Origin of the sequence: Paenibacillus sp. Pae15 (assembly GCF_024519685.1) — a bacterium.
Taxonomy (GTDB): Bacteria; Bacillota; Bacilli; order Paenibacillales; family NBRC-103111; genus Paenibacillus_G; species Paenibacillus_G naphthalenovorans.
Map to the genome: position 1 here is coordinate 175,985 of NZ_JALJRM010000001.1, position 24,263 is coordinate 200,247.

21 protein-coding genes and 1 pseudogene are annotated in these 24,263 nt (G+C 48.1%); 1 reads left to right on the forward strand and 21 read right to left on the reverse strand.

The window, feature by feature from the left end:
• Positions 1-71: 71 nt before the first annotated feature.
• From NR121_RS00820 to NR121_RS00850, 7 genes are all read right to left on the reverse strand, one after another.
• On the reverse strand, positions 72-2,219 hold the full coding sequence (locus NR121_RS00820; protein WP_256830165.1) for a dihydroxy-acid dehydratase domain-containing protein: 2,148 nt from the start codon (positions 2,217-2,219) through the stop codon (positions 72-74).
• A complete protein-coding gene (locus NR121_RS00825; RefSeq protein WP_083351291.1) occupies positions 2,197-2,946 on the reverse strand; it encodes a FadR/GntR family transcriptional regulator in 750 nt (249 codons plus the stop codon). Before NR121_RS00825 ends, NR121_RS00820 begins: the two co-directional genes overlap by 23 nt.
• Positions 2,947-3,046: 100 nt before the next feature.
• The gene (pssA, locus tag NR121_RS00830; protein WP_235594275.1) at positions 3,047-3,544 is read right to left on the reverse strand and encodes a CDP-diacylglycerol--serine O-phosphatidyltransferase; all 498 of its coding nucleotides are present in this window, start codon (positions 3,542-3,544) and stop codon (positions 3,047-3,049) included.
• A 449-nt stretch (positions 3,545-3,993) separates the two neighbouring features.
• Positions 3,994-4,863, reverse strand: coding sequence for an alpha/beta hydrolase family protein (locus NR121_RS00835; RefSeq protein ID WP_054818153.1), 870 nt, complete (start codon positions 4,861-4,863; stop codon positions 3,994-3,996).
• A gap of 124 nt (positions 4,864-4,987) precedes the next feature.
• Positions 4,988-5,482: an aromatic-ring-hydroxylating dioxygenase subunit beta gene (locus NR121_RS00840; protein WP_054818152.1), complete on the reverse strand. Its 495-nt coding sequence runs from the start codon at positions 5,480-5,482 to the stop codon at positions 4,988-4,990.
• A 24-nt stretch (positions 5,483-5,506) separates the two neighbouring features.
• Positions 5,507-6,754: an aromatic ring-hydroxylating dioxygenase subunit alpha gene (locus tag NR121_RS00845; protein WP_062408092.1), complete on the reverse strand. Its 1,248-nt coding sequence runs from the start codon at positions 6,752-6,754 to the stop codon at positions 5,507-5,509.
• A gap of 126 nt (positions 6,755-6,880) precedes the next feature.
• The gene (locus NR121_RS00850) at positions 6,881-7,678 is read right to left on the reverse strand and encodes an IclR family transcriptional regulator (RefSeq protein ID WP_256830166.1); all 798 of its coding nucleotides are present in this window, start codon (positions 7,676-7,678) and stop codon (positions 6,881-6,883) included.
• A gap of 124 nt (positions 7,679-7,802) precedes the next feature.
• On the opposite strand from NR121_RS00850, the gene NR121_RS00855 reads away from it, so the two are divergent.
• Positions 7,803-8,807, forward strand: a complete 1,005-nt coding sequence (locus tag NR121_RS00855; RefSeq protein WP_062408090.1) for a PdxA family dehydrogenase — start codon at positions 7,803-7,805, stop codon at positions 8,805-8,807.
• 16 nt (positions 8,808-8,823) lie between these two features.
• On the opposite strand, the gene NR121_RS00860 is transcribed toward NR121_RS00855, so the two are convergent.
• The 14 genes and pseudogenes from NR121_RS00860 to NR121_RS00925 form a co-directional block, all read right to left on the reverse strand.
• The gene (locus NR121_RS00860) at positions 8,824-10,275 is read right to left on the reverse strand and encodes a hypothetical protein (RefSeq protein ID WP_256830168.1); all 1,452 of its coding nucleotides are present in this window, start codon (positions 10,273-10,275) and stop codon (positions 8,824-8,826) included.
• A complete protein-coding gene (locus NR121_RS00865; protein ID WP_256830170.1) occupies positions 10,272-12,176 on the reverse strand; it encodes a TRAP transporter permease in 1,905 nt (634 codons plus the stop codon). The genes NR121_RS00860 and NR121_RS00865 overlap by 4 nt, the downstream gene beginning before the upstream one ends.
• Positions 12,177-12,243: 67 nt before the next feature.
• Positions 12,244-13,275, reverse strand: a complete 1,032-nt coding sequence (locus tag NR121_RS00870; RefSeq protein WP_137670047.1) for a TAXI family TRAP transporter solute-binding subunit — start codon at positions 13,273-13,275, stop codon at positions 12,244-12,246.
• Between the two features lie 254 nt (positions 13,276-13,529).
• Positions 13,530-14,498, reverse strand: coding sequence for a metal-dependent hydrolase (locus NR121_RS00875; protein WP_256830172.1), 969 nt, complete (start codon positions 14,496-14,498; stop codon positions 13,530-13,532).
• A gap of 40 nt (positions 14,499-14,538) precedes the next feature.
• Complete coding sequence (locus tag NR121_RS00880; RefSeq protein WP_062408083.1) at positions 14,539-15,465, reverse strand: lysophospholipid acyltransferase family protein; 927 nt, start codon at positions 15,463-15,465, stop codon at positions 14,539-14,541.
• 32 nt (positions 15,466-15,497) lie between these two features.
• The gene (locus tag NR121_RS00885; RefSeq protein WP_054818140.1) at positions 15,498-16,265 is read right to left on the reverse strand and encodes a GNAT family N-acetyltransferase; all 768 of its coding nucleotides are present in this window, start codon (positions 16,263-16,265) and stop codon (positions 15,498-15,500) included.
• Between the two features lie 222 nt (positions 16,266-16,487).
• Positions 16,488-17,381 carry a DMT family transporter gene (locus NR121_RS00890; RefSeq protein ID WP_074728376.1) on the reverse strand — a complete coding sequence of 298 codons (894 nt, stop codon included), beginning with the start codon at positions 17,379-17,381 and terminating at the stop codon, positions 16,488-16,490.
• Between the two features lie 51 nt (positions 17,382-17,432).
• A complete protein-coding gene (locus NR121_RS00895; protein WP_256830175.1) occupies positions 17,433-18,452 on the reverse strand; it encodes an alcohol dehydrogenase catalytic domain-containing protein in 1,020 nt (339 codons plus the stop codon).
• A gap of 321 nt (positions 18,453-18,773) precedes the next feature.
• A pseudogene (locus tag NR121_RS00900) lies at positions 18,774-19,103 on the reverse strand (hypothetical protein); the annotation flags it as partial.
• Positions 19,104-19,460: 357 nt separating this feature from the next.
• A complete protein-coding gene (locus NR121_RS00905) occupies positions 19,461-19,991 on the reverse strand; it encodes a hypothetical protein (protein WP_249929557.1) in 531 nt (176 codons plus the stop codon).
• Positions 19,992-20,284: 293 nt separating this feature from the next.
• Positions 20,285-20,806, reverse strand: coding sequence for a cyclase family protein (locus tag NR121_RS00910; RefSeq protein WP_062408075.1), 522 nt, complete (start codon positions 20,804-20,806; stop codon positions 20,285-20,287).
• A gap of 37 nt (positions 20,807-20,843) precedes the next feature.
• A complete protein-coding gene (locus NR121_RS00915; RefSeq protein WP_054818136.1) occupies positions 20,844-21,341 on the reverse strand; it encodes a hypothetical protein in 498 nt (165 codons plus the stop codon).
• A 458-nt stretch (positions 21,342-21,799) separates the two neighbouring features.
• Positions 21,800-23,443, reverse strand: coding sequence for a stalk domain-containing protein (locus NR121_RS00920; RefSeq protein ID WP_256830177.1), 1,644 nt, complete (start codon positions 23,441-23,443; stop codon positions 21,800-21,802).
• Positions 23,444-23,614: 171 nt separating this feature from the next.
• Positions 23,615-24,247: an HD-GYP domain-containing protein gene (locus tag NR121_RS00925; protein ID WP_235594271.1), complete on the reverse strand. Its 633-nt coding sequence runs from the start codon at positions 24,245-24,247 to the stop codon at positions 23,615-23,617.
• Between the last annotated feature and the right edge of the window lie 16 nt (positions 24,248-24,263).

Sequence of the window (24,263 nt, forward strand, 5' to 3'; positions counted from 1 at the left end):
ATTAATGTATTAAATATTTTAATGACACCTTATCATCATTTTTTAAACACGTCAATACAAACCAAACCATTTTAAATCCATTTCAACTCCGCGTCCACCGCGACTCCCATCGGAACTACGCCGCGGGACGCATCCGTACAATCGCGCAGCCGGTTCGATGCCGCCACTCGCTTTTGTCTTTTACGCAGCTGCTCCATCCGGGATAATCCCAGCTCCGTCCGCTCCGACCGAAGCTCTCCGGCATCCTGTACGATATGGCCCGAAGCAAAGCTCCCGGGATTCAGCAGATCGATGCGCTTCTTGCGGAACTGCAAATGCAGCAGATCTCCCTCCTGCAGATACAGCAGCCCGCCGCCATGAAAAGCTTCCGGAGTCATATGCCCTACAGCAGCGCCAAATGTCACTCCCGAATAACGGCCGTCGCTGATTAGAGTCGTCAAACGCTTTAACTGACGGTGTGCGTTAATATGCTGCATCGGCGTCATCATTTCCGGCATTCCGAATGCTTCCGGGCCTTGACCGGATATAATGACCGCCAGCCTGAGCCATTCCTCCCGAATCATCCGGTCGAACAGCTCATCATAGCTCAACGCTTGCAGCGCTTCCAAAGAAACGGATGCGTTGTAGGAAGCCATCCGCTTCATATGTTCTAGCCCGAAGCTTCTTTGGGCCTTTAGGCGATCCAGCATGTTCACGTCCAATAACCGATGATTCGCTTCTTCTTCATTTTCAAAGTAAAGCACAAACGCGATCTTATCGTCGAATTGATCCAGCTGCTTTGTAGGCATCCCGCTGATTTTAACCACTGCATGGTTGAAAAAGTTTCCCCGGAGGACATCGACGCCGCTGAAGCCGCGTCTGGGCCTGCTCAGGATGATGGGATTGTCCTTCACGCCGTCCGCGCTCAAGCCTTCGGTATGGGACAGCCTTTCTCTCCAGGTTTGGCCTGTTACCGTCGGCGCATCCAAAGCCATCGGAACCCCGTTTCTTGTAAGCTCATAGATCAGCGTCTCCATGCCGCGGATTTGACCCGAGCAGCACTGCTGCGCCAATGCATAAATATCTCTGCCTTCGGTCAGGCTGTAATCGAATAAATCGGGAATCGGATGTTCGGCAGCAATGCGTTCCATGTCTTCCAGCGTAAAGTCAAATCCGGCATAGATCATCGCCCCGACAATATGCATCATTAGGTTGGTGGAACCTCCTGCGGAACTGTGGATCCGGATCACATTGGCGATATTGGCCCGAAGCAATTCACTTACGCTGCATTCCGGACGGTCAATGATGGAAAATAAGGATTCGATCGCTTTATTGACTTGAGCCTGTGTCGGCGGTTCCGTCAGCAGCTCCAGCTCCGGACATACCATACCGAACCCTGCCGTAACGTCCCGGGAGCTGTTTCCCGTTCCATGAAACGCACAGATGCCGCCCTTGGCGTCACACGTGCTTACCGCCAGCCTTTTTTCAAAATCCTTATGCCGTTCCTCAGTCAATAGTCCGCATTTGACGGCGCGTTCAAAAACCCCTTGGAATGAGGTGTTCGAGGAGCACTGAAGGATATAGCTCACCGCATCCTCAATGTCGGCGGCTATATCGTCATATCCCGCTGCGGCGGCCTGGGATACCAACTCCGCCAATTCCAGCTTCAAATCATCCGGAATCGTTCCCCCCTTGAGCACGTGGGAAGGGGCAAAGGTAGCAAACACATGATGTTCGCCGCGATTGCGCCGGACCCGGTCCAGATGAGCAAGCCCGCTTAATACGCCCAGCGGCTGCTTATCGCAACCCTGAATCACGAAAGCCCCGTGGTATGATTGCGCTTCCATTTGATTTACCACGATTTCCGCAATCGCGTTGCGGCTCTGTAATGAATAAGACATTCCCATGTTGTTTTGCGCTGTTCCGTCACAAAGCACCGGCGTGCTGAAATAAAACGGCACTCCGCCTTCCTGCCATATTTTCAAAGCAGCTTTGTACACCGTCTCATGGTCCAGAATGTGGGCCGGATGATCGGAGGAGCCGCCGATAATGGCGATCCTCGGAGAATTGTGCTCCAGCCGGTCATAAATGTTGTCAAGCGTCCAATCCGGCTCCCCGCCTTCGTATTTCCCGCCGAGACCGCGGCGTGCACGGTCCAGCAGCCCGGCTACCGTAATAGGCTCGTTCGCCTTCCCCTGCACATTGCCCTGATACGGATTAAACCCTCTGATTGTTATCATGATCTTTCCTCCCCTTCCTTGGATTCAATTCGGCGGCGGCTAGCCAGCCTTCCTTGAGCTTCATCGAATCCTGACGAACATCCTGGAGATGCGCCTTCATCATCTCTTTGGCAAGCGCGCTGTTTCTCTGCTCTATGGCCAATGCAATCAGCATGTGAAAATGTGCCGCTCTCTCGGCGCTTCCGGGAATACGCGTGGTTTTCCTGCGGCTCTCCAGAAGCAAGTCCGAGATCCCTTTCATCACCTGAGCCATGACTTCATTCGAGCAGGCCTCGGCGATATATTCGTGAAAGGCAATATCTGCTTCGAAATAATCTTCATTGTTGGCTACATCTTCGATCATTTTTGAAGCGGCCGCCTTTATATTCGCCATTTGTCCGGGAGTGGCTCTTTCCGCTGCAAGCGCTGCCATTTCCGGTTCAAGAACGGCCCGGAATTCCTGCAGGGAAAACATATCTCCTACAGAAAGCCGAGTGAGATCCCATGCGGTTTCCTGTTTCCAGCAGTTTGGATTGCGTACGAACATTCCTCTGCCGTGCTCAATGAGAATATACCCTTTGTTTTCCAAGATGCGCAGTGCCTCACGTACGGTGGAGACGCCGACCTGAAATTCTTTGGCTACGGCGGCCAGAGAAGGCAGCTTCTGTCCGGACTTCCACTCTTCCTGCTCAATCCTTCGGGTCAATTCATTCAAAACTTTGGTACTTGCCAGCTCCTTAATCATCATCACCAACTCATATGATATGTTAATAAACTTATAATATCACTTAAATCAGCGCAGGACAATCCGCAAATTCCATTCGCGAAATAGAACTTGGGATGACCGGCTATACCTTTTTGAACCGTATTTTACTGACCATTAGAATCGATAGAACCAGAGCAGCGTAGGCCGTAAAGCCATACAAGACGGGAAACCATAACAAAAAACATACGAGTAAACCCGCCGCCGGAATCGGCAGACCCTCAAAATATCCTTTGGTGGGGCGTGTATTGAAACGGGCCAATCTAAGAGCACCCGCTATGGGGAATACCATTAAAGCCATCGTCGATGCAGCTTGATGAGGGATGGTTTCATAAAGCGCTAATGCCGGAACAACCCCAAAACTGACGATATCCGCCAAGGAATCAAGCTCCACCCCAAATTCACTGGTCACTTTGAGACTGCGTGCTATTTTGCCGTCCAGCATATCAAATACGGCTGACAAAACAACGAACAGGGTAGCGATAAGCGGCAGATGATTGACAATGAAAACTAAAGCAACGATGCCGCTGCCTAAATTAGATAAGGTAAAAATATTTGGAAAATAACGAATGATCCGGTCCAACAAATCAAATCCCCTCGATAGGCTGAATGATGCTTCACTATTTTCCCCAATGGAAGGATTTTGATACTTTTTTGGAAATCAGAAAATGACGCATTTAAACTCTTCCTGTAGCCTTTCGTCTCACTATCCCTAACAATTAAAATAGAGCAGCAGCCTCTTACGTGCATAAGCAAGGTGCTGCCGCTCTTGTATTTTTAATAAATGAAAGATAATTCCTATAATTCTCTGATCGCTTCAAATTGTTTGTGGTAGCCAAACGCTTCACGTCAACGGCAGAGAGTGGACTTTATCATAACCTCTCAGCGCCTGACAAAGAATCCCTCTTGTGTTCACGAACAGATAGGGTAATATTAGCCCAATACTGTCTGCACAAGAGGGATTCGATCATTCCGGTGTGCTCCAAAGCGGCATTGCGTTCACTGATGAATTGTCGTCACCGTCTGTTCATACTATGAAATTTCCTTCAAAAAATGAATGCTCTCCTTTAATGCTGTTTCCAGTTCTTCTGTTATGCCCTGAAACGGATGAACGGCCCCGAACGTATGATTTGCACTAGGAATGGTCAAGATTTGATGCTGAGGCGCAGCTTGGCGAAGCCGTTCAAACCCTTCCTTCAGGCGCGGAGAATCCTGACCGCCCTGGACCAGCAGTACCGGAATTTTTAATTCGGCCAAACGGCGGACGATATCAAACCTCTCCGCATTGCGGGACAAGTCCTCATAGAAGCTCGCCTGGATCGGCATGTCTTGTTTCGTTCGCACATTCGTTACGTAGGCAATGCCATGCTCGGCTATCTGAGCTTTAAACGCATCGTCGAACAGGTCGGCCGATGCAATCCCGTTCCAAGTGACGACAGCCTTCACCTGAGGATGCTCAGAGGCAAAAATAATGCTTCCGCCTCCCCCTTTGCTGTGACCCAGCAAGTAAAGACGCCGCGGATCGGCGAATGAAGCGAGCGGCAGCGTTCCCGACTCAAGAGCTTGAAGCAGGACGGCAAGATCCTCCTGCTCCCGTGAATAAGTATTCCGTGCGAACTTATCCAGCTCGTCAAAATCCCGTTCGTTCACTCCGTTGCAGGAGTAATTGAAGGTGACTGCGAAGAAGCCTTCCCCGGCAAAACGCTCCGCGATATACGGAAAGAAAGACCAGTCCTTAAAGCCTTTGAAGCCGTGGCTGATAAATACAACGGGTCTGGCGGTGTCCTCCGTCCCGCGCGCTGCCCTCACCTCACCGCGAATATAAAGCGGCTCACCGGTATCCAAATGGCCCGCCTCCAGGATAAAAGGTTCCCGTATGATCGAATTCGGTGTCTGGCTCATATCAATGCCTCCTTATGATTACATATTACATAAATTGGGTTGGATTATTTTTATTGTAACATAAGGATTGACTTTGTGATGACAATCATTTGCTTCAAAGGTGTTTTTCTGCATGAGCGGCTAATTAAATCGGCGTTACCAGCAGCGTTGGGATCAGAGCCGTATCGTAAACGGCCAGCTTTTCTTTAAATTTCGCCACGCCGTTCACAAATGTAACCTTATCCATATATTGGCCGACATTATAAACCTCTGTTATCCCATCCTGTCTCGTTTGGAAAACGGCATAATTGGCGCGCACCAGATAAGTATCACCCTCCTGGCCTGCCATGCGGATACCGCTTACCAAGTGCTTATAGGTATGCGCCTCATAGATATTCGCGTGTCTGTGGGCTGTAATCCGGTCCTTCAGCATCCCTTTACTGTCGCAGTATATCACGCAAGTCAGAAGATTTCTCGCATAGTTTTCTCGGGAAATCACTTTATATAAGCATTCCTCTGTAAAAAAGTCCGGCCATTGCTCCAATTTATCATTGTCGATGCATTCCACGTAGGCGTGGACTAATTCTTCTATGGCCGCTTTGATTTCCAATGCCGGTGCATTCACTTTCTGTTGATTCATGGATCTGCACTCCTTTCTTTCCGATTAATATCCCATCAATTCACGATAACGCTTCCAAAACCCGCGGATCGACGTTTCGGTAGCACGGAATTCCTGACTTTGTACCGTTTTGCCGCCCATTTCGACAAATGAGCTTTTATCCTTATCCCGGACGATTCCTCTTTGTACGAGCTCCCCTACTCCCCCATCCTCCAAAGAAACAAAACCGGCGGGACCTACCAGATTGGATTGCTTCATACGCATCGTTGTCATTTGGTCGTCATCGTCCTCATAACCGAAATAAGTCCAATGCAGCTCACATTTCTCCGGGCCCTTCGGCAGTAATTGACGGACCGCAAGCGTATTATGAATTTGCTGCAGTACCATGCCCGGAAATATCGACTGGATCGCAAGCGTAATTCCGTCCGCAAACTCCTTCCGGCCTTCCAACATGGTAGGATCTTCCAATTTATATTTGGAATTAAAGGAACGAAGGTTCGCTTGTTTATATGTGTCCTCGTTCTCGTTTGATGAACCGTAGGTATAGCTCACATGATGCATTCCTGTATCGTCCATATCAATACCGCCGCGTTGTGAAAGGCGGTTCAGTCCAAAGGTGCTAAAGAACGTATGAAGGATACTTGCATGATACGAATCTTTGACATTCTCGAAATAAATCTTCCAATTATTATTCATCGATTGGCGGTTATAGCCGAGAACATGAACCGGTCGATTGAAAACACGCCGAATATACCCGCACATTTTTTCACCGAGATATTCCTGCAGCGGCATCACATGAGGATCGAAGGAGCCGAAAATCACACCGCAAAAGGTTTCGATTCTCAGCTTGTGCAAAGCATGTTTGGATGTATCGAAGTCCTCCGGCATGCCGCCCTTGCCTTCCACACCGCTGCGGAAAGGGACTCCTTTCAGATCCCCTTTGGCGTCAAAGGCCCAGGCGTGATAGACGCAGGTGAAGGTTTTGGTATTGCCGCAGGAATCCATACAAACGGTTGCTCCCCGATGCGAACAGCGGTTGACAAAGGCTCTGATTTCTCCGTCGCGGTCTCTGGTCACGACGACCGGCGTGTCGCCGACAAAGGTGGTCTTATAATCTCCGCTTTGCGGCAGCTCTGCTTCTAAAGCCAGGAAGTTCCAGGTTGGTCCGCGGTAAATCCTCAGCTGCTCCTGCTCGTAAACCGATGGGTCCATATATACCTGATAAGGAACTCTAGTGACCCCCTCCTCAGGCCAGCTGATTATCTCCGTCGTCTCAGTACCAAGTTTTGACATGATCATGTTCCTTTCTTATTGGAATGTGAGTACTTTTATATTAGAGAAGCGACGGACCGATAGACAGCAGACGATTCAGCTATGCGGAACAAAAAAATAAAATTTTGTTGTTTTCCATGATGCCTGCTAATGTAAATAACGGAGTTTCTTCGTTTGTTCCACACCCAGCTGCTCGGTAATCAAACGGCTGTACATTCTCATCTCTTTTAGTAGAGGTTGGATGTTGGCATTCGTGATTTGTCCGGTGGGCCTTAAGATACAGATGGAGGCGATAATCGAATCGTAGTCATCGAATACGGGAACGGCTACGGAGCTCATGCCTTGACTGAATTCATCGTGTGACACGGCATAACCCTTTTTTCGGATCCTCTGCAGCTCCTCGCGCAATTTATCGGGACAGGTGATGGTTTTGTTGGTGAACGCTTTCAAATGTGTGCTCAACACGCGGCTGATTTCCGTTTCGTCCTGGAAGGCCAACATCACTTTGCCCGATGCAGTGCTGTGGGCCGGCACCCTTTTCCCCATGACGTTTAATATTTTACCGTCCCGGTGTTCGGGAAGCTTCAACAGGTATACAATGCCGCCCTTGTCATAAGTAACCATTTGAATGGCCGCCTGCACCGCAGACAGCATTTTTTTCAACAGCGGAAAAGCAATTTGGCACAATTCCATCTCATTATAAACCACAGAACCAATCTCAAAAGCAGTTAAGGACAAATGGTATTTTCGGGTTTCCGTATTTTGAACGACCATATTTTCTTCGCACAAAATTTGGATCAAACGGGATACGGTACTTTTGGCTATTCCCAATCTTCGGCTCAATTGGCTGATCCCGAGTTCCGGTTCGTTCTGGGAAAATTCCCTTAAAATCCGAATCGCTTTGTGGACCGAGGTCATCGAATCTTCCCTATTTTTTAATTTCATAAAATATCCCTCCAAAAATTCATTTTCTTTTCCGCATGCTTGAACAAGAGTCTTTCTGCCAATCGCCTTAAAAGCTATCCTATGAATACGGAGCACTAAATATATGCTGCAGGAGGAAGCCCTTATGAATAATCAGAAGCCCGTCATTATGATAACCATCGGCGACCCCGCCGGGATCGGTCCGGAAATTTCCCTTAAGGCTCTCTTAGACAAAAAAACGTATGAAATATGCAATCCGATTCTGATCGGAGATAAGAACTTACTGGCGTGGTACATCCGTCTTTTACAGGCTCCGTTAACCCTGCATCCGATTACGGAACCGGGTGAAGCTCTGTTCCAATACGGGCTTATCGATGTGATACATATGCCTAACGTCAAGATAGACCGGCTGCAAATTGGAGAACCTGCCGCCGACTGTGGACTAGCCATGCTGGAGTATACAAACAAGGCATTACAGCTGGCATTGGAAGGCAAGGTACAGGCAGTGATCGGAGGACCCCATACCAAGAAATCGGTAGAGCTCGCCGGGGTCGAATTTGACGGGTATCCAAGCTACGTTGCCAAGGTAACCGGCACGAAGCCTGAGGAAGCATTCTTGATGTTAGTCTCCGACCGACTGCGCATTGTGAACGTCACTCTGCATGTGTCACTGCGAAGGGCTTTGCAAATGATCAACAAGCAGCTGGTGCTCAAAGCGATAAGGGCAGCCGACAAAGCGGTGCGCAGCATGGGGATCCAAGCGCCTCAAATGGCAGTAGCCGGTTTAAATCCGCATGCCGGTGAACAAGGAATGTTCGGAACAGAAGAAATCGAGGATATTGAACCGGCTATCCTGCAAGCACAACGGGAAGGCATTCATGCCTTTGGACCATATGGAAGCGACACCCTGTTTCTTGAGCATTGTGAGCTCAAATACGATGCTTATATCGCTATGTACCACGATCAAGCCCATCTGCCGATCAAGCTATTGGCATTCGATAAAATTACCGCGTTTACTATCGGCACCCCTGTTTTCTTTTGCACCGTCGGTCATGGCAGCGCACCGGATATTGCCGGCAAAGGTGTTGCTTCCCCGAACAGTTTACTGGAATCCATCCGTCTGGTTAGTCATGTTCCGGTAACGGGTTAATTCCTCGGAACCTCTGCTAATAAGCTAATAAAGCAATAACCAATACAAGAAAGAACCCCAACGCTTGCCAAACGCTCCAGCCTGCAACATGGAACGGACTTTTCCCGATCAGGGAGGATACGACGCCAATCGTTCCGCTGAACGGGCCGACCAGAAAGGTCAGCACAGCCCCTCCCGTCAGCGCAATCGTCAGATGTTCCGGCGACAAACCAAGCAGCACCGGATTTAGCGATTCGCCTAAAAGGGTAATGACTGCAATGGGGTGCACACCTGCAAGCGCGAAGGACAGCGTCAGCAGCGGCAATAAAATCAAGAATGCGGGACCGCCCAGCCCGTGATTTAATTCTACAAAGCACTGATGAACATAATGATGATAGCCGGATTCATTCAGGGCTCTCACAAAAAAGCCCGCACTCAAAAAAATCGCAAACTGCTCCGACATCGCCGGAAGCTGATCCTTCACATAGGAGGAGGTTCCCTTCACAAAATGGGAGCCTTTTTTTAACAAAATCGACCATCCATAAGCAAATGGCAGTGCAATTACGGTTACGATAAGAACAATACTCAATAGAAATATTTTGTTCAGGGTCAAGACCAGAACAATCAACAGTGCAATGGCCCATACGATCTGTACCATTTTCATCGTTGGATGAATAGCGTGCGCCCCATCGGGCTCCAAAGCGACGGCAATCTCCGATTCTCCTTCCTTCATGACATCCGAATGCCCAACTCCCCCATCAGCCAAACGAAACCGTGGACCCAGACGTCTGATCACGAGGTAAATCAGCCAGCTGGCACCTAAACCGCCGATGCTGATTCCCCATAATGGCAGCATGATGTTCTGCCACTCCACCTTGGTGATGGTAAGCACAACGCCCAATACGCCAGATACCGGCGCCCACGCAACCGATACGGCATAACCGTGAATAATGGACGATAAAACAAATTTATTGGTTTGTTTTCCTGCCCATTTTTCCACCGAGTTCTTAATGCTATGATACATGATCGGTACCGTGGCCAAACTAAGAAAGCTGCCCATCAGGAACGAAATGACGGTAATAAAACCATAGTATTGAGTATCAGACCTCTTTTTCCGTTCCAAAAACAGCTGTATGGCTTCGCTATACCTGCCGATTTTGATCGGGATGGCCAAAACCGGAACTATGGCAAACAGCGACAGCAGATAAAGCATGTCTCCGAAAGACAAGATGTACTCAAACACACTTGCTCCCGTTTGCCATAGAAACCATGTTCCCCCGCCCAAGAAAAGCAGGGTGAACGCTATTGCGCCCTTCCCGCTTTTCGGGATGGAAATCAGAATCGCCATCACGGCCAGAACAGACAATAACGGTTCCAACATCTGAAAATGGAAAAAGGTAAATACCAGATAGACGATAACCGACGTGATAAAAACAACGGATCGGACCATAGACCACGGAATTTTACGGAAGGCAGACATTGTTCTCACAGGGACCTGTTCAAAGAAACCGCTTCGTTTCGTTTATACAGATGCGAGAATACGAGCAGGAACACGATTAAACCAATCCCCGCCATGTTGCATAGAGGGTTAGGAATAATGATCAACCCTCCGGCAGCAAGAGCCCAGGCCCGGCGAAACCATCCAATCCGGTGATGAATATACCCTTGAAACACGATGCCGAAAGCAACGACTCCCAAGACTCCGCTCGAAATAGCCAAGGCGATATCTCCAACGCTCCCGATCAATAGATAGGCAGGATTGAGAACGAACATAAATGGAATGACGTAAGCTACAAAAGCGAGTCGGGTTGCGGTCATCGCGGTTAACATCGGTTTCGCATCGGCTACAGCCGCGGCTGCGAAGGCGGCCAGAGCGTCAGGAGGTGTAATGACCCCGACGGAAGCCCAGTACATGACAAACATATGCGTGAGAAGTACAGCATTCGCGGCAATCGAATCTACACCGGTTGCTTCCAACACGGATATGAGAGCCGGAATGCTCACGGCGATTTGAACGATATAAGAAGCTGACGGAGGCAGCCCCAAGCCCAATATAAAGGAGGTAAGAGCGGTTAAGGCAAGAGCCAACAGCAGGTTCCCTCCCGCCAGCTCTCCGAGTGATACCGAAAAACGCAGCCCCAGGCCGGTTAGACCGAACATTCCGCTAATCATGCCTGCTGTCGCTGTAGCTGCCGCGATCATCAGCATGCCTTTGGCCCCGTCTTGAAGCGCATCCAGTATCGTTTGAAATTTCATTCGCGTTTCTTTGCGCAATGCGGAAATTATGATGATACTTAATATGGCATAAGTCACAGAATATGATGGACTATAACCCAGTATCAATAAAACCAGCATAAGTACAATCGGCAGCAGCAGATGACCACGGCGTTTGAGGCTGGCTTTCCAATCAGGAAGCTCCTTCCTGGGGATTCCCTCCATACCATGTTTCGCAGCCTCCAAATGGACCATGACGCCAATCCCCAAAAAATACAGCAGCGCCGGCAGAAGAGCGTAAAAAGCGATTTGGATATAAGGAATACCCGTGTACTGCGTCATAATAAAGGCAATAACCCCCATAACAGGCGGCATGATTTGGCTCCCGGCGGAAGCTGCGGCTTCTACCCCTCCCGCGAAATGAGCTTTATATCCGGTCTTTTTCATGAGCGGGATGGTCGATGTTCCCACCGTCATGACGTTTGCGACTGCGCTGCCGGACAACATGCCGTGCAAGGCGCTGCCGATAATCGCAACCTTGGCGGGACCGCCTTTCGTATGGCCGGCCAAGCCCAGAGAAAGATCCATCAATAGCGTACCGAGGCCTGATTTGGCAAGGAATGAACCGAACAGGATGAAAAGTGCAATATAGGAGGCGCTTGCTCCGAGCGGAATACCGAAGGTGCCTTCCGTCCCCATGTAATTTAAATCGATAATGCTGTCCAGGTCATATCCGGCATGCGCAAGGATACCCGGCAGATAAGGTCCGGCAAAGCCGTATAGTAGAAACAATAAGGCAATGATGGGCAATGACGGTCCCGCAAGCTTCCTTGTAGCCTCCAAAACCAACGCGATCATCGCGATGCCCAACAGGGTCTCCATGGTAGTTAACGGCGTGATCATTGGATATCGTTCACCAAGAATATAATCGTAGTTCAAATATAAATAACCCATGGAAAGTATAGTCAACAGGATCGTTGTACTGTTAAGAATCCTATTGATGATGCGGCTTCCGGTTTTATAAGGATACAGCAAAAATATAAGAAACATAGCCAAAGACAGGTGGACAAAGCGCTGCAGGAACGTCTCGAACGTACCGAAGAACCCGGTGTACAGATGATAAAAACTGAAGGCATACGTAATGAATAGCACGAGCTTTTTCAAGTAATGCTGCATTTTCACCCAGCCTTTCTTGTATAATCTTGCGTGGAGCCACACCATGTAACGTTGGTCTTACAGCGTATTATTTCAATAATCCTTTTTCCTGAAAAAATTTCTTGGCCCCAGGATGCATCGGAACGCCAATATCGGCCGGCAGGCTTTCCTGATCCACCGGTTTCAAAGCAGGATCGATTTTTTTCAAATCGTTCAGGTTATCGTATATGGTTTTGGTCACTTGGTATACCAGATCCACCGGTGCATCCTTATTGGCTATAACCACTAGCGGGGATTGAACGGTCACCACATCATGATCCAGACCTTTATACGTTCCCTTTGTCAGGATGGCTCGAACCAAACCGGGATTGGACGAGGTCATTTGTTCAATTTTGTCCTCGGGGATCGCCAGCAAGTCCATATCCTTGCTTTGAGCCAGATCGGTCAATACCGCAAAGGGAGAAGGCACCGTCCAGAACAGTACGTCCAAGCGCCCGTCTTTCATCTGCTCGACGGAATCTGAAAAGGACAGATTTTGAACGCTGGCCATATCCTTATAGCTCATGCCATAAGCCTTAAGAATTCTGGCTGCAATATCTTCGGTCAATAAACCCTTAGGACCAACATTGATTTTTTTGCCTTTGATCTCTTCGATGTTGGTGATTCCTGAATTTTTCAGCACAACGATATGTGTGGTATGCGGGAATAACGAGAGCACATACTGCACATTCTGATTCTTTTCTTTAAAGGGCGGATTACCGGCATAACCGTCAACCGTCGGCATAGCCTGTGAGAATCCCATTTGTCCCTTTCCGCCGTTGACCGCAATTACATTGGCAACACCGCCGCCGGGTTCAATACTGACTTGCTTTAACTGACTCATGTTCTTCTTCAATCCCTCTGTAATACCTACTGCTAACGGATACCATGAACCGGATTGTGGAGCAGCCATGAATCGGAGGTCTAAAGGCTGATTGGAGACCGGGGCCGAAGCGCTATCTCCATTGGTCTGTACTTGTGCTTCCTTCATTGTCGCAGCCGGTTCAGCACTGCACCCGATCACAAATACAAATACAAGCGCCAGAAAAGTAAACGTTTTCAATTGTACGTTTTTAAACATACCCGAATGACCCCCTTGGCAAAAGTAGATAAATGATATGAGGTGAACACTTTTATCATCGTTTTTTTGAGCGGTTTAAACAAGATATTTGTTCCGTATTTCGGAACATGCCGCTCTAATTTTATGAAGAACCCGGGGGCTTAAATATTCAGAAGCGGAAAAAGCTCCCCTTCAGCAGCAGGTTTTCATGATTTCACCTGTCTACTTTAAGGGGAGCATATCTCCAAGGTTGAATCCGACGGAATTGAATTCATTTATACAAAAGGAGGATCCCACGCCTTCTTCCTCCAGCCGAGGGAGTAATCAATCACCTTCAACTCATGGTCAAGCTGAACATCTACTCCAAACGGCAATTTACGGTTGTACCAAAAACGGACATCGCTCCATTTTACTTCATAACCGTCGTTGTGTTCCCTCCAGGTAACATGAATGCGCTGGGCAAAGCCCAGGAACGTACGGACTCCATCTATGCCCATCGTTGCTTGGATGATATGGTTTCTTTTTTCTTTTGTGTACACATCCTCCATCCTGATCGTACGAAAAACAATTTTACCGGTATAAAAGCACTCGTCTGTTTCTACGACAAAGCTCCAGCGAAATCCGCGAAGATCAGGAAGCACATGGCAAATGCTCTGCCGGCCGACCATATTTATAACTTGCTTCACTAAAAGATGATGCCACCAGGCCCGTAACCCGATATATCCTATACTAATCGCATAGACCCAGGTAAAGACGCCCGCCGGGTCATACCCGGCCCACCATAATCCTAATCCGAAGGCATGAAGGAAAAATAAAAACGGATCAAAAATAGCGAGAACATCCAGATGCATCCATTGGCTGTTAAAAGGCCGCATACACTGTACACCATAAGCATTCAACCAATCGAGCCCTACGTGAAGAATAACCGCGGCAAAAATCCAGCCGTAAAGATGCATCCAATCATCCCAACGGCTGTAGGCCATCATCAGCGGCAATGTAATGAACGCAGGCCATATCAACAAAGCGGGTATCGAATGGGTAATTCCCCTGTGATATCTGATATAATACGAGAATCCCTTAATCCGTAGTATCGTGTCCAAATCGGGGGCATGAGAGCCAATCAATGTGCCTACCATAACAGCCTGGGCCAAACTTGGATTATGCGCCACTACGGGGTCCACATAAGCAAGTCCCGCCAATGTCGCGCCAATAATCAAATGGCTCCCTGTATCCATGTTCTTCATCAGCCTCACAATACCTTTGGTCTTGTAACACGAGTACCCATTATGAAGCGGATTCTATTCCTTTGCTGCTTTGTTTCCGTTCCGGGTGACAGTCCCATCTTTCCTCGGTATTAAACCAGTAAAACCATTGATCCGGAGCCATCTTGACCTTTTGTTCCAGAATTTTATTCAACGCATTGGTTGCCTCATACCGCTGATCCGTTTGAAATTGCCCGTTCAAGTCCAGTGGTGCGTCAAAGACGAGCCGGTGACAAAATCCCTTGGTCCGGTATCCGTAAAAAGAAAGAATCGGAACGCCATATTCCAATGCAAGATGTGCCGCACCGTTAGGACTCCTTGTGGCCCGGTTGAAAAAAAAGGCAGGAGGAAAGCTTCGGCGGTAAAAATCTCCCATAAGGAAGACTACACCATTTTGCTTCAAATGGCTCCGCAGCCTGCGAATAAGCTGCAGGGGCGGGACGTTATCGTAATCCAATCCGCGGCAGCCCAGCCGTTGGAATTTGAGATACAAAGGACGAAGCTCCTCACTCCCTGCCGTAGCCACCGTCAAACAGAGATACTTTTGTGACAAATACCAGTAATAGAAAAAAAAGTTGCCGATATGCGGAACCGTTAATATGACTCCTTTTTTGTGCTTGAGCGCCTCTATGAGATGACATTCGCCTTCAATTTCAAAACGCTTCTCCCAATGCCGCAGCAGCCCGGAGGAATCGAATCCTATTTCGTAAAGCGTCAGAAGGACCTGATAGAAATACGATCTGCAGTAATGGCAAAGCTGAAGCGTACCGGTGGTTTGAAGCAGCTGCTTCATATTACTCAGCACCTTTTTTCTCCATTTCACTGCAAACATAAAGAGCAGCCAGCTTAAGCCATAACAAGCTGAACGAATAGCCCAACGGGGGATGAAGCCGGCCCATCGGTGCAATCGATGTTCAAGCCCTGCCATTTTTCCTATCCAGACGTACAATGGAAAGCCTCCTCTGGAACGATGAGTTGAAATCACCTTAGAAATTTCTTTTTGTAGCTGTTCGTGATCTTTTCGGCCTCCAGAATAATGAAAAAATCCGCGGTATCAAAAATCTCGTCATAGGCAGGCTCGCCGCCGATTTCAGCGCCTAACCACTTGTAGCCTTTCATTAATGGAGGCAGCCTACGAAATAACTCCTTTTCGCTAAGCTCCATGTTTACCAGCTGTAAACCTGGAATGCGATGCGTTTCAAGCGGGGTAATTCCAAAGCGGTCCGTAATGACGTGATTCACTGCAAGCATCGTGTACAGCTCATTCAGTTCTTTAATGGTGCCCATATGAAGGCTCGCACATCCTATTAAATAACGGTATCCTTTTTGCTTGATATAATCGGCAATGCCTTCCCATAGCAGTTGAATGACCCTTCCATTGCGATATTCCGCCGCCACACAGCTTCTGCCCAATTCCAGGGTATTCCATTTATAATCTTCATAGCGGGACAAATCAAATTCTGTTTCCGAGTAAAATCCGCAGTGCTGAAGCACCCTGGGCCCGGGAAGCAAGCGATATGTGCCGACAACGGCCTGCGAATTCAGATCCTTAACAATGAGATGATCACAAAATTCGTCATACCGGTCCTGCTCCAAGCCTGAATCGTTCATTAAACGAAGATTACGCTGCTCCTCGACAAAAACCTGGTACCGTAAACGTAATGCTTGCTCAATTTCATCGGAACGATAAGCCAATTTAACTTCAAAAGGTAAAGAGTGCAGCTGTGCATTTCCCATTCGTATTGTCATCGGAATCTCACCTTTCTGCGATGTCTTCCAGCGGGCATCGGAAAAGAAATGGAACGCTTTACTTTGACTTTAGCCTTGAAGTATCAACTCATTGTTATACAGAGATTAATTTTTTGTAATTTCTGATTTTTCGATTCATCATTTCGGGTTCTTACAATAAACAAGGGGCCTCACCCAAGTCTTCGACTCAGATGAGGCCCCTTGTTCATTATGCGGATGGGTTTACTGCTTAACAGCAATACTCCGTGCACGCTGACCCTGCTTCAGATTAACGATCCCGATACCCGCAAGTATCAGAACAATCCCTATTAAGACGCTCCAGCTCAACCGGGTTTGGAAAACGAGCGCGCTGGAAAAAACACCGACTACAGGCACCAGCAATAAACTCATGGAAGCCTTGGTCACATCAATTTTGCTTAAAATATAAAACCATAAGACATAAGCCAGGGAAGATGCGAGCACCCCCGCAAAGAGAACGGCGAATATGCCTTCTCTGCTCCAGGTGATCGCATCCCCTCTTTCAAAAGCCAATGACCCCAAAAGCAGCAGTATGGCGCCGATCAGCATCTGATACCCTGTAAACTGAATCTTATCGTGGGAATGGAGCACTTTTTTCATGATAATATTGCATATCGCCCAGCCCACCGCACCTAATAATACGAATACCTCCATCCACAGCTTCATCCCATTGCCGTCAAACTGAGCCGGATTTATCTCCATGACCATAACCAGTCCAATGATGCCGGTAAATACGCCTAACAATTTCATTTTCGTCAAACGTTCATCAGGCATAAAAAACGGAGAGATGAGCGTCAGCCATAGGGGCATCGTAAAATTCAGAACAGATACAAGGCCCGTATCCATATAATGAAATGCATATTGGGAAGCCGTATAAACATAGGCGATCTGTAAAAAACCGCATATTCCGTACCATTTCCAGTCTTCTTTTTTGGGCAATGGAATCCGCTTAACCCATATGACGGCAAATATGACCAGAGACCCTACAAGAAAACGCAGTGCGGAAAACATCATCGGCGGAAAATATTGCCCCCCGATATTCATTACAACCCAGTTAAATCCCCAAATCGAACATAAAAGAATAATAAGCCAATTCACTGTTGCTCATCTCCATAAATAAAAAAAAATAGGGAGGAAAAATACTCCCCCTCAAGGTATCAAAAAGATTTTTGCATGAGGTACCCTTCCATGAATCAAATCCTGAAACGCCCGGTCTCCATCCCGTAAGGAACGGATTTCCGACCAATCCGATTCGTTAATTTTGCCGCTCTTCAAGAGCTCGAGAGCATCGTAAAAGTCCTGTTTATCATAAGAAAAGGAGCCCAGGATTGATATTTCATTGCGAATACAAACATTGATCGGAATTTGCGTATGATCAATGCCAAGACCGATGTTCATGATGGTTCCGCCCAGATTCACCAGTTCTACAGCCGCGGAACGGGTGGCCTGGAATCCCGCAGCATCGATGATGACGTCAATTCCGGAAGGTCCCATGGCTTCCTTGATTTGATGCAAGTAATCGGGAGTATGGGAAGTAAATACCGCATGGGCGCCCAATTTTTCAGGCGTTCTCAAGCGGGCCTCGTTCGTATCGACGACGATGATTTTGGAGGCCCCCAAAATTTGTGCGGTCAGAAAGCTTAGCAAGCCGATCGTTCCCGCTCCAAATACGACGACGTTGGCAAACGGATGTCCTTCCATCGCTCTTCTGGCCGCTCGCAGCGAACACGCCAGTGGCTCAGTCAGAGCCGCCCGAAAAGGGCTTATTCCCTCCGGAAGAAGATGAACGGCAGATGCCGGCACATGAACATACTCCGCAAATGCCCCCGGCCGATGAATGCCGATGATGGCCCGTTTTGCACACAGCTGCACCAGCCCTTTGCGGCAGGAATTGCACGCACCGCAGGAAAGAAGCGGGTTGACTACAACTTTGTTTCCTTTTGAGAACCCGTTGGTCTTGGCTCCTACGGCCTCAACCGTGGCACTGAATTCATGCCCCATGACCAGCGGAGGTACCCGGAGGCTGTTATGTCCCAGATAGCCTTCAATTTCGGATCCGCAGATCCCTACGGCATCTACCTTCAACAGCAATTCATCTTCCCCGAATGCGGGAACGGCTGCCTCCTGTACTTCCATTTTTTCAGGACCTGACCAAACTAAAGTTTTCATCTTTCATCATACTCCTTGATCATGATAAATTCAACGCTTATCTCTTCCGCAGAGACGGCCTGGTTAGCAAGAAAGCCGGATGGGAAGACTCCATCGGAATGCGGATTTATTTCCTCCTTGTAAAACGCTTGCAAAACACTATATCGGCGAAAATATGACGCGCTCAGCATATTGACGTAAGACTAAATGATATGTATCGCTCACCATTCGGTTTATTATAATAAACCTGGTTTTATATACAAAATGTTACAATTATAATACCATAGGATCAATCCATTATTCAATACATTACCCAGGCAAAAACTTTGAGATGCCCTTTTGGCGCTTGGTCAGTTCTTTGTCCAGTTCGTCCAGCAGGATGTTGGCCAGAAGCAGGGTTAACGGCCCGCCTTGCGGCGTGCCCTCTTCCATCCTCTGACATCCCCCGTTATCCATGACTCCGGCGTTCAGGTAAGCCCGAATCCGTTTCAGCACACGCTTATGGAGTTCGGCTTTCACCGTTTCCCAGTGGATATTCAGGTAAGCTTGTAGCTCCACTACCGTTACGCCGTCCACACCGGGGGCTCCTCCGTTTTGGACCACTCGCTTGTAAGCGAGCCGTAGGTTGTCCCCTTCGAACATCCTCTCCAGTGTTACGAAGTGACTTCGCATATTCCGCAGGCCTCCCCAGATAAGAACGTCATCTGTCTGCCCGCGACCACTGGAGTCTACAGGATTAGCCCTTGGCGGCTTTGGATTTCATTATGTTTGGGCAACTCATCCGACTAACCCTGCCTCAAATCCAGTTCGTGTACCTTGACCCGTGCATTTGCCCCCGGCTTCCTTCGGATTCCGCCTCGCGGCGGACACCCTTTCCCTTAGCTACGGTAGGCGCTCGCCAGCCCCCGTTCGGGACTCTCACCCTAAAGATGACGCCCATGCTGGGCGTACCAAAAAAAGACTGACCAATGGCGGATCAGTCTTTTTTGGATGGGATGGCCGTACATCCTGCTTCGCCTGCTAATTCTTTCAAATCAAATCTGCAGGTTTATCATCGCCGACCGGCTCTTGGCAATAATTGACTTCACTGGCAGCTCCCAAAGGCGTAATTTCGTAAAGATACCGGCGAATCAGTTCTTTTTCCATCACGGTAAACGGCACAGATGAGCAAAGATCAAAATGAATGGTTCCCGTGATCATATCGTAGCTGTTAAAGGTCATCCTTCCGTTGGAAAACAGCTCATTCATCACCTCGACGATGCGGTTTTGATTTAAGCTTCTGCTCATTGCCGCTTGAACCACAGCCTCCGGAAGCTCACCAACTTGCGGGACCCGGTCAGCTTCAATCTTGTCATAGGATTTGACTTGATAACAAACGTGCTGAGGCAAATAACCGGAAGCGAATTTCTTCAACTTGGTTATTTCTTTATCGGGTAATTGCAAATTATCGTTCCATGCATAGATCGTGGCTTTATTGTTGCCGTCGGTATGAATTCTTACATATCTCAAATGAGGATACTGTTTTTTAATCATATGCTCCGATAATAAGCGAGTTCCCACTGTAATCACCTCGTTCCCGTAATGCTGAAGAAGCTTTCACACTATGATTGTTAACGCTTACAATCACGTCCTTAGCTTTCCGCTGCTATGTGCCCCTCCTCCCGTAGAGACATCGATATTTCATTGTATTTAATTGACATTCGATTCAGAATCATTCCTTGAATTTAAATCTACGATCGTTGGATGTAAAGTGCGGCCGGGGAAAAATGAAACGGTGCATGCGAAAATTCGGATCATTTTGATTCGACGCAAACAGGATACCCGTTACAACCATGAACGGATACCCTTGCGATTCAATGATCAAGTATGGCAACGGCTCTCACCGGAGACCCGTCCCCGTGCCTAATTTTAAGAGGGAAGCCATAAAACATGAAGCTTCTTCCGTAAGGCAGCAATTCCAGATTTACCAGGTTCGTATAGGTGAGGATTCCGATCGCCAACAGGTTTCTCTCCACAGCTTCCGTAAGGTTTCCTCCTACAAAAGGCGGATTGGCTTGTTTAATTCGTTCAAACTGTTCCATTCCGCATTCTTCTATAAAAAACAAGCCTTGACGAACCGGCCACTCCGAATGTAATTTTACAAGCTGTGCCGTTCCGAAAAATCGTTCGACAGGAATCTCATCGATGGATTTCCCCCCCTGATGCATATGTGAGAAAGCATCGACATGTGTTCCGGTATGTGTGCCCAACGTCAATTGACGCAGCTCCCATGTATGCTCTTCGCGGGTATGAACCACTTCAACCTTCACTTCGGGATCACCCGGGTAAACGGTCATTCCATCCATTATCATCTCCGATAAATCAATAACCCTCATGTCTTCCTCCCCAAGAATTCTCGTTGACTCTTTGATGTTAATCCAACTTCACTGCATCTACAACTTTAATCAGACGCGCTTTGTTTTCTTGAGCCTTACCGGTCTGATAGATTTCATAATCATCGATGATCAGCGTGATCTGATAACGTTTACCGTTTAATTTTAATGATTCAAGCTGCCGGGCAGGGTTATCGGTCAACGAAAAACCGTTGCGCTGCTTCCCGACATCAGTTACCGGAATTTTGGCGGCGCAATGGCTGCTCGGGGTAAAATAATTAAGCAGTCCCCACCCTTCACCGGATTCATTATCGTCGATAAATACAATCTCTCCGCAAACCGTGGTCTCGCCTTTAAATTTGACTACAGCCCAATAATCCGACTCGTTGATCGGTTGAACATCCAAATCTTGGATCGTCATTCCCGCTGCGGTTTGACCGACCCTTGCCTGACGCGCATCAAAAATGTAATCTTCATGAGAATCGACCGGATTTCCCGGATTCATGATCAACAAGAACAAAAGCAGGATGTTGATCATATCCGCATTCCTCCCTTATCCATGATTGGCTAACGGCCTCAGCTTCTGCTTCAACTATCCAAAGATACAATGTATATATTCGGGTTCCTTGCGGAATATCCTCTTAGGCGTATAAACGAAATGGAGAATCGAGTAGGAGGGGGCGGCTAACCCCCGTCCTCTCACCTATGAAAACATGCAAGTCCCTTGTTCAAAAAATATGTATTGCTTGATTTGGATCGAAAAGGCGAGGAGGCGATTAAACACACCTCTGACTCTCCAGTGTTACGAAGTGGGAGATATCCGTCCCAAAAACCGAACGTACATTCTATATTGACATAGAGGGTCTTGCCCTCAGCTACGGTAGGCGCTCGCCAGCCCCCGTTCGGGACTCTCACCCTAAAGATGACGCCCATGCTGGACGTACCAAAAAAAGGCTCCCGGCATATCACCGGGACCCTTCAGCTTCTTCAAACGTATCAATACACAATTTTTACGGTCCGCGTTTCCGGCAGATACTCTACCTGCGCACCCAAAACCTCGGACAGCAGGCGTACCGGAATCATGGTGAGTTCGTCTACCAGTCGGGCCGGCGATTCCGTAGTATGTTCAATACCGTTAATGGCATACACGTTACGACCCGTAAAGAAAGTGATTACGCGGCCGTTTTTTGTATAGACCGCCGCTTTGCGTTCGTCATCCCAAGTCACTTCGGCTCCCAGCGCCGCGGCCAAGTCCCTGACCCATAAATAGGACGTGCCTTCCTCGATAAACGGAGCCCTCTTCAACGGGAACGGCACGTTATCCACTGTATAGCTATCATCGTCCAGCTTGAAGGTGACCACGTGCTGAATTCTGTCTTTCTGCTCTGTCAGCTTCACATACGCGGCGATGTCTGTATGCAGCTTCTGCTTCCCGATGCCGCGAATCGGCTCCGTATGAAAATTCCAGGCTTTCTCGAGCGTTTGGGATGCCCCGTTCACTGTTACGCCCAGCTTCACATATGCAGCATATGAAGTGTCTGGCTTTAGGGGCTCGGGTGGAATTAAGATGACGCTGTTGGTTAAATGATCGTCATTGCTCGGACTGTTTTGCAGCAGCTTCACCGGTTGACCCGATTCATCCTTCAAAGTCGCTTCAAGCAACTGGACTTCGCCAACGCCTTTTCCCGTTACGACTACCTTAAGCGGATACCCGACGGGATAATCTCTTGACGCATGCATACGTATTGGATCCGGATTTTCGTAACCGTCAAAAATCAGCGGAACATAGGGATCCCCGGGGGCAGGAGAGACCGTCATCTCCGTTTCGGAGTTTTCCCCATAGCCAAACATGATGACGACATAATCCCCGACCATCTCTATACCTGCTTCCGTAACATGCGGCATTAAAAAGGGCTTGCGGTGATACGGCGCATCAAACAGCTGGTCGATGGAATCCACGAGATTTCCCGTTTTAAAAGAAACATTTTCTCCGACGCCGCGAAAATATCCGGCATAAACCGCACGCTCGGAAGGGGTGGCTCCTATATAACCGGGCAATCCCTTCTTTTGATCATGCAGCGAAACCGAAGGCGTCGTCTCCCCTGCACGGTTCGTGAACAAATATTGAGCATGGAGTTGGGCAGCTAACGTCAGATTCCCGTTGAGCTTGACCGGCTTTAATCCGTAAAGCATGCGATAATCGTTGATCGCTTTCAGACCCAGTTGACGGGTCTGTGAGTATGCGGCGGGAACTTCGCTTATAGGGTTGTCTGCTACCGTGAACGTCCAATTCAAATGAACCGTCTGATAACCGGTAAATTGCAGCTGCACTTCAACCGAATGCTCCCCTGGCGTTAATCCCGCAGTCGGTGTATATGTAAAACTCATCGTTTCTTTATCAAAAGTCCCCGAAACAAGCTTTTGATCCAGCTTCATACTAAACGAACCAACCTGCAGTCCGTTCCTTTCGCCAAGCTCAAAACCGATGGTTGGCTTGGATATGCCCACCGTTCCTTTCGGATACCCGAAATAGGAGAACGATTCCGCGTCCGCTCTCGGGGCCGGAATGGTCAGCATGGCGATCATCATCCAAAAGGCAAGCCATACCTTCCATGTCGTGGATGTAAGAACCTTCTTCACTTCTGATTTCCCTCCAATCTTGTATGCTTCGGCTCTTCCTGCCCTTCATTAATTTTAATTCATTACCTTCCCCTCATTTTCCTTCCGTCCTATCAAAAAACAATAATTTGTAACATTTTCAGCTGTCAAAAGCCAAAATAAGCCACCGGCGGTGACCTACTCATCTCATCGTCATACGATTCCCGAATGATATATAGCTCTCGTATGATAGGCGAACGAATGTACGGAGTCTCTTTGAATATGTTCCAATATCATATCCTGGATGGTGAGAAACACCTGAACATAATGACCGTCAAATTGCGAATAACTCTGGTTCAGCAGTTCTTCGCGAGCGTGCTGTATGGACATCCCTTTTTTATAGGGGCGATCCGATATCATACAGTCGAAAGCATCCAATATCGAACAAATGCGGGCATATACAGGAATGTCGTTTCCCTTCAAGCCGCTGGGGTAGCCTGTACCGTCCCAACGCTCATGATGATAATGAATGGTATCGATGACATCCTGATCGGTAATTCCTTCCATGATGGCCATCTGAACTCCGAAAAAAGCATGACACTTCATATATTTCCACTCTTCCTGTGTGAGCGAGGATTTCTTTTTCAAAATGGAGTCATGGATGTGTACCTTGCCAATATCGTGTAAACAGCATCCTGCAATCAATTTTTGGGTTTGCAATTCATCAAAGTTCAGATAGGCCGCCATCAGCTTGGCCATTTTTCCAACCCTTATACTATGCTCATAGGTCACTATATCTTTGACCAGCAATTGTGTTAGTCCGTTTACCGCCTGTTCACCGTTCACTGACATCACCCTTTCC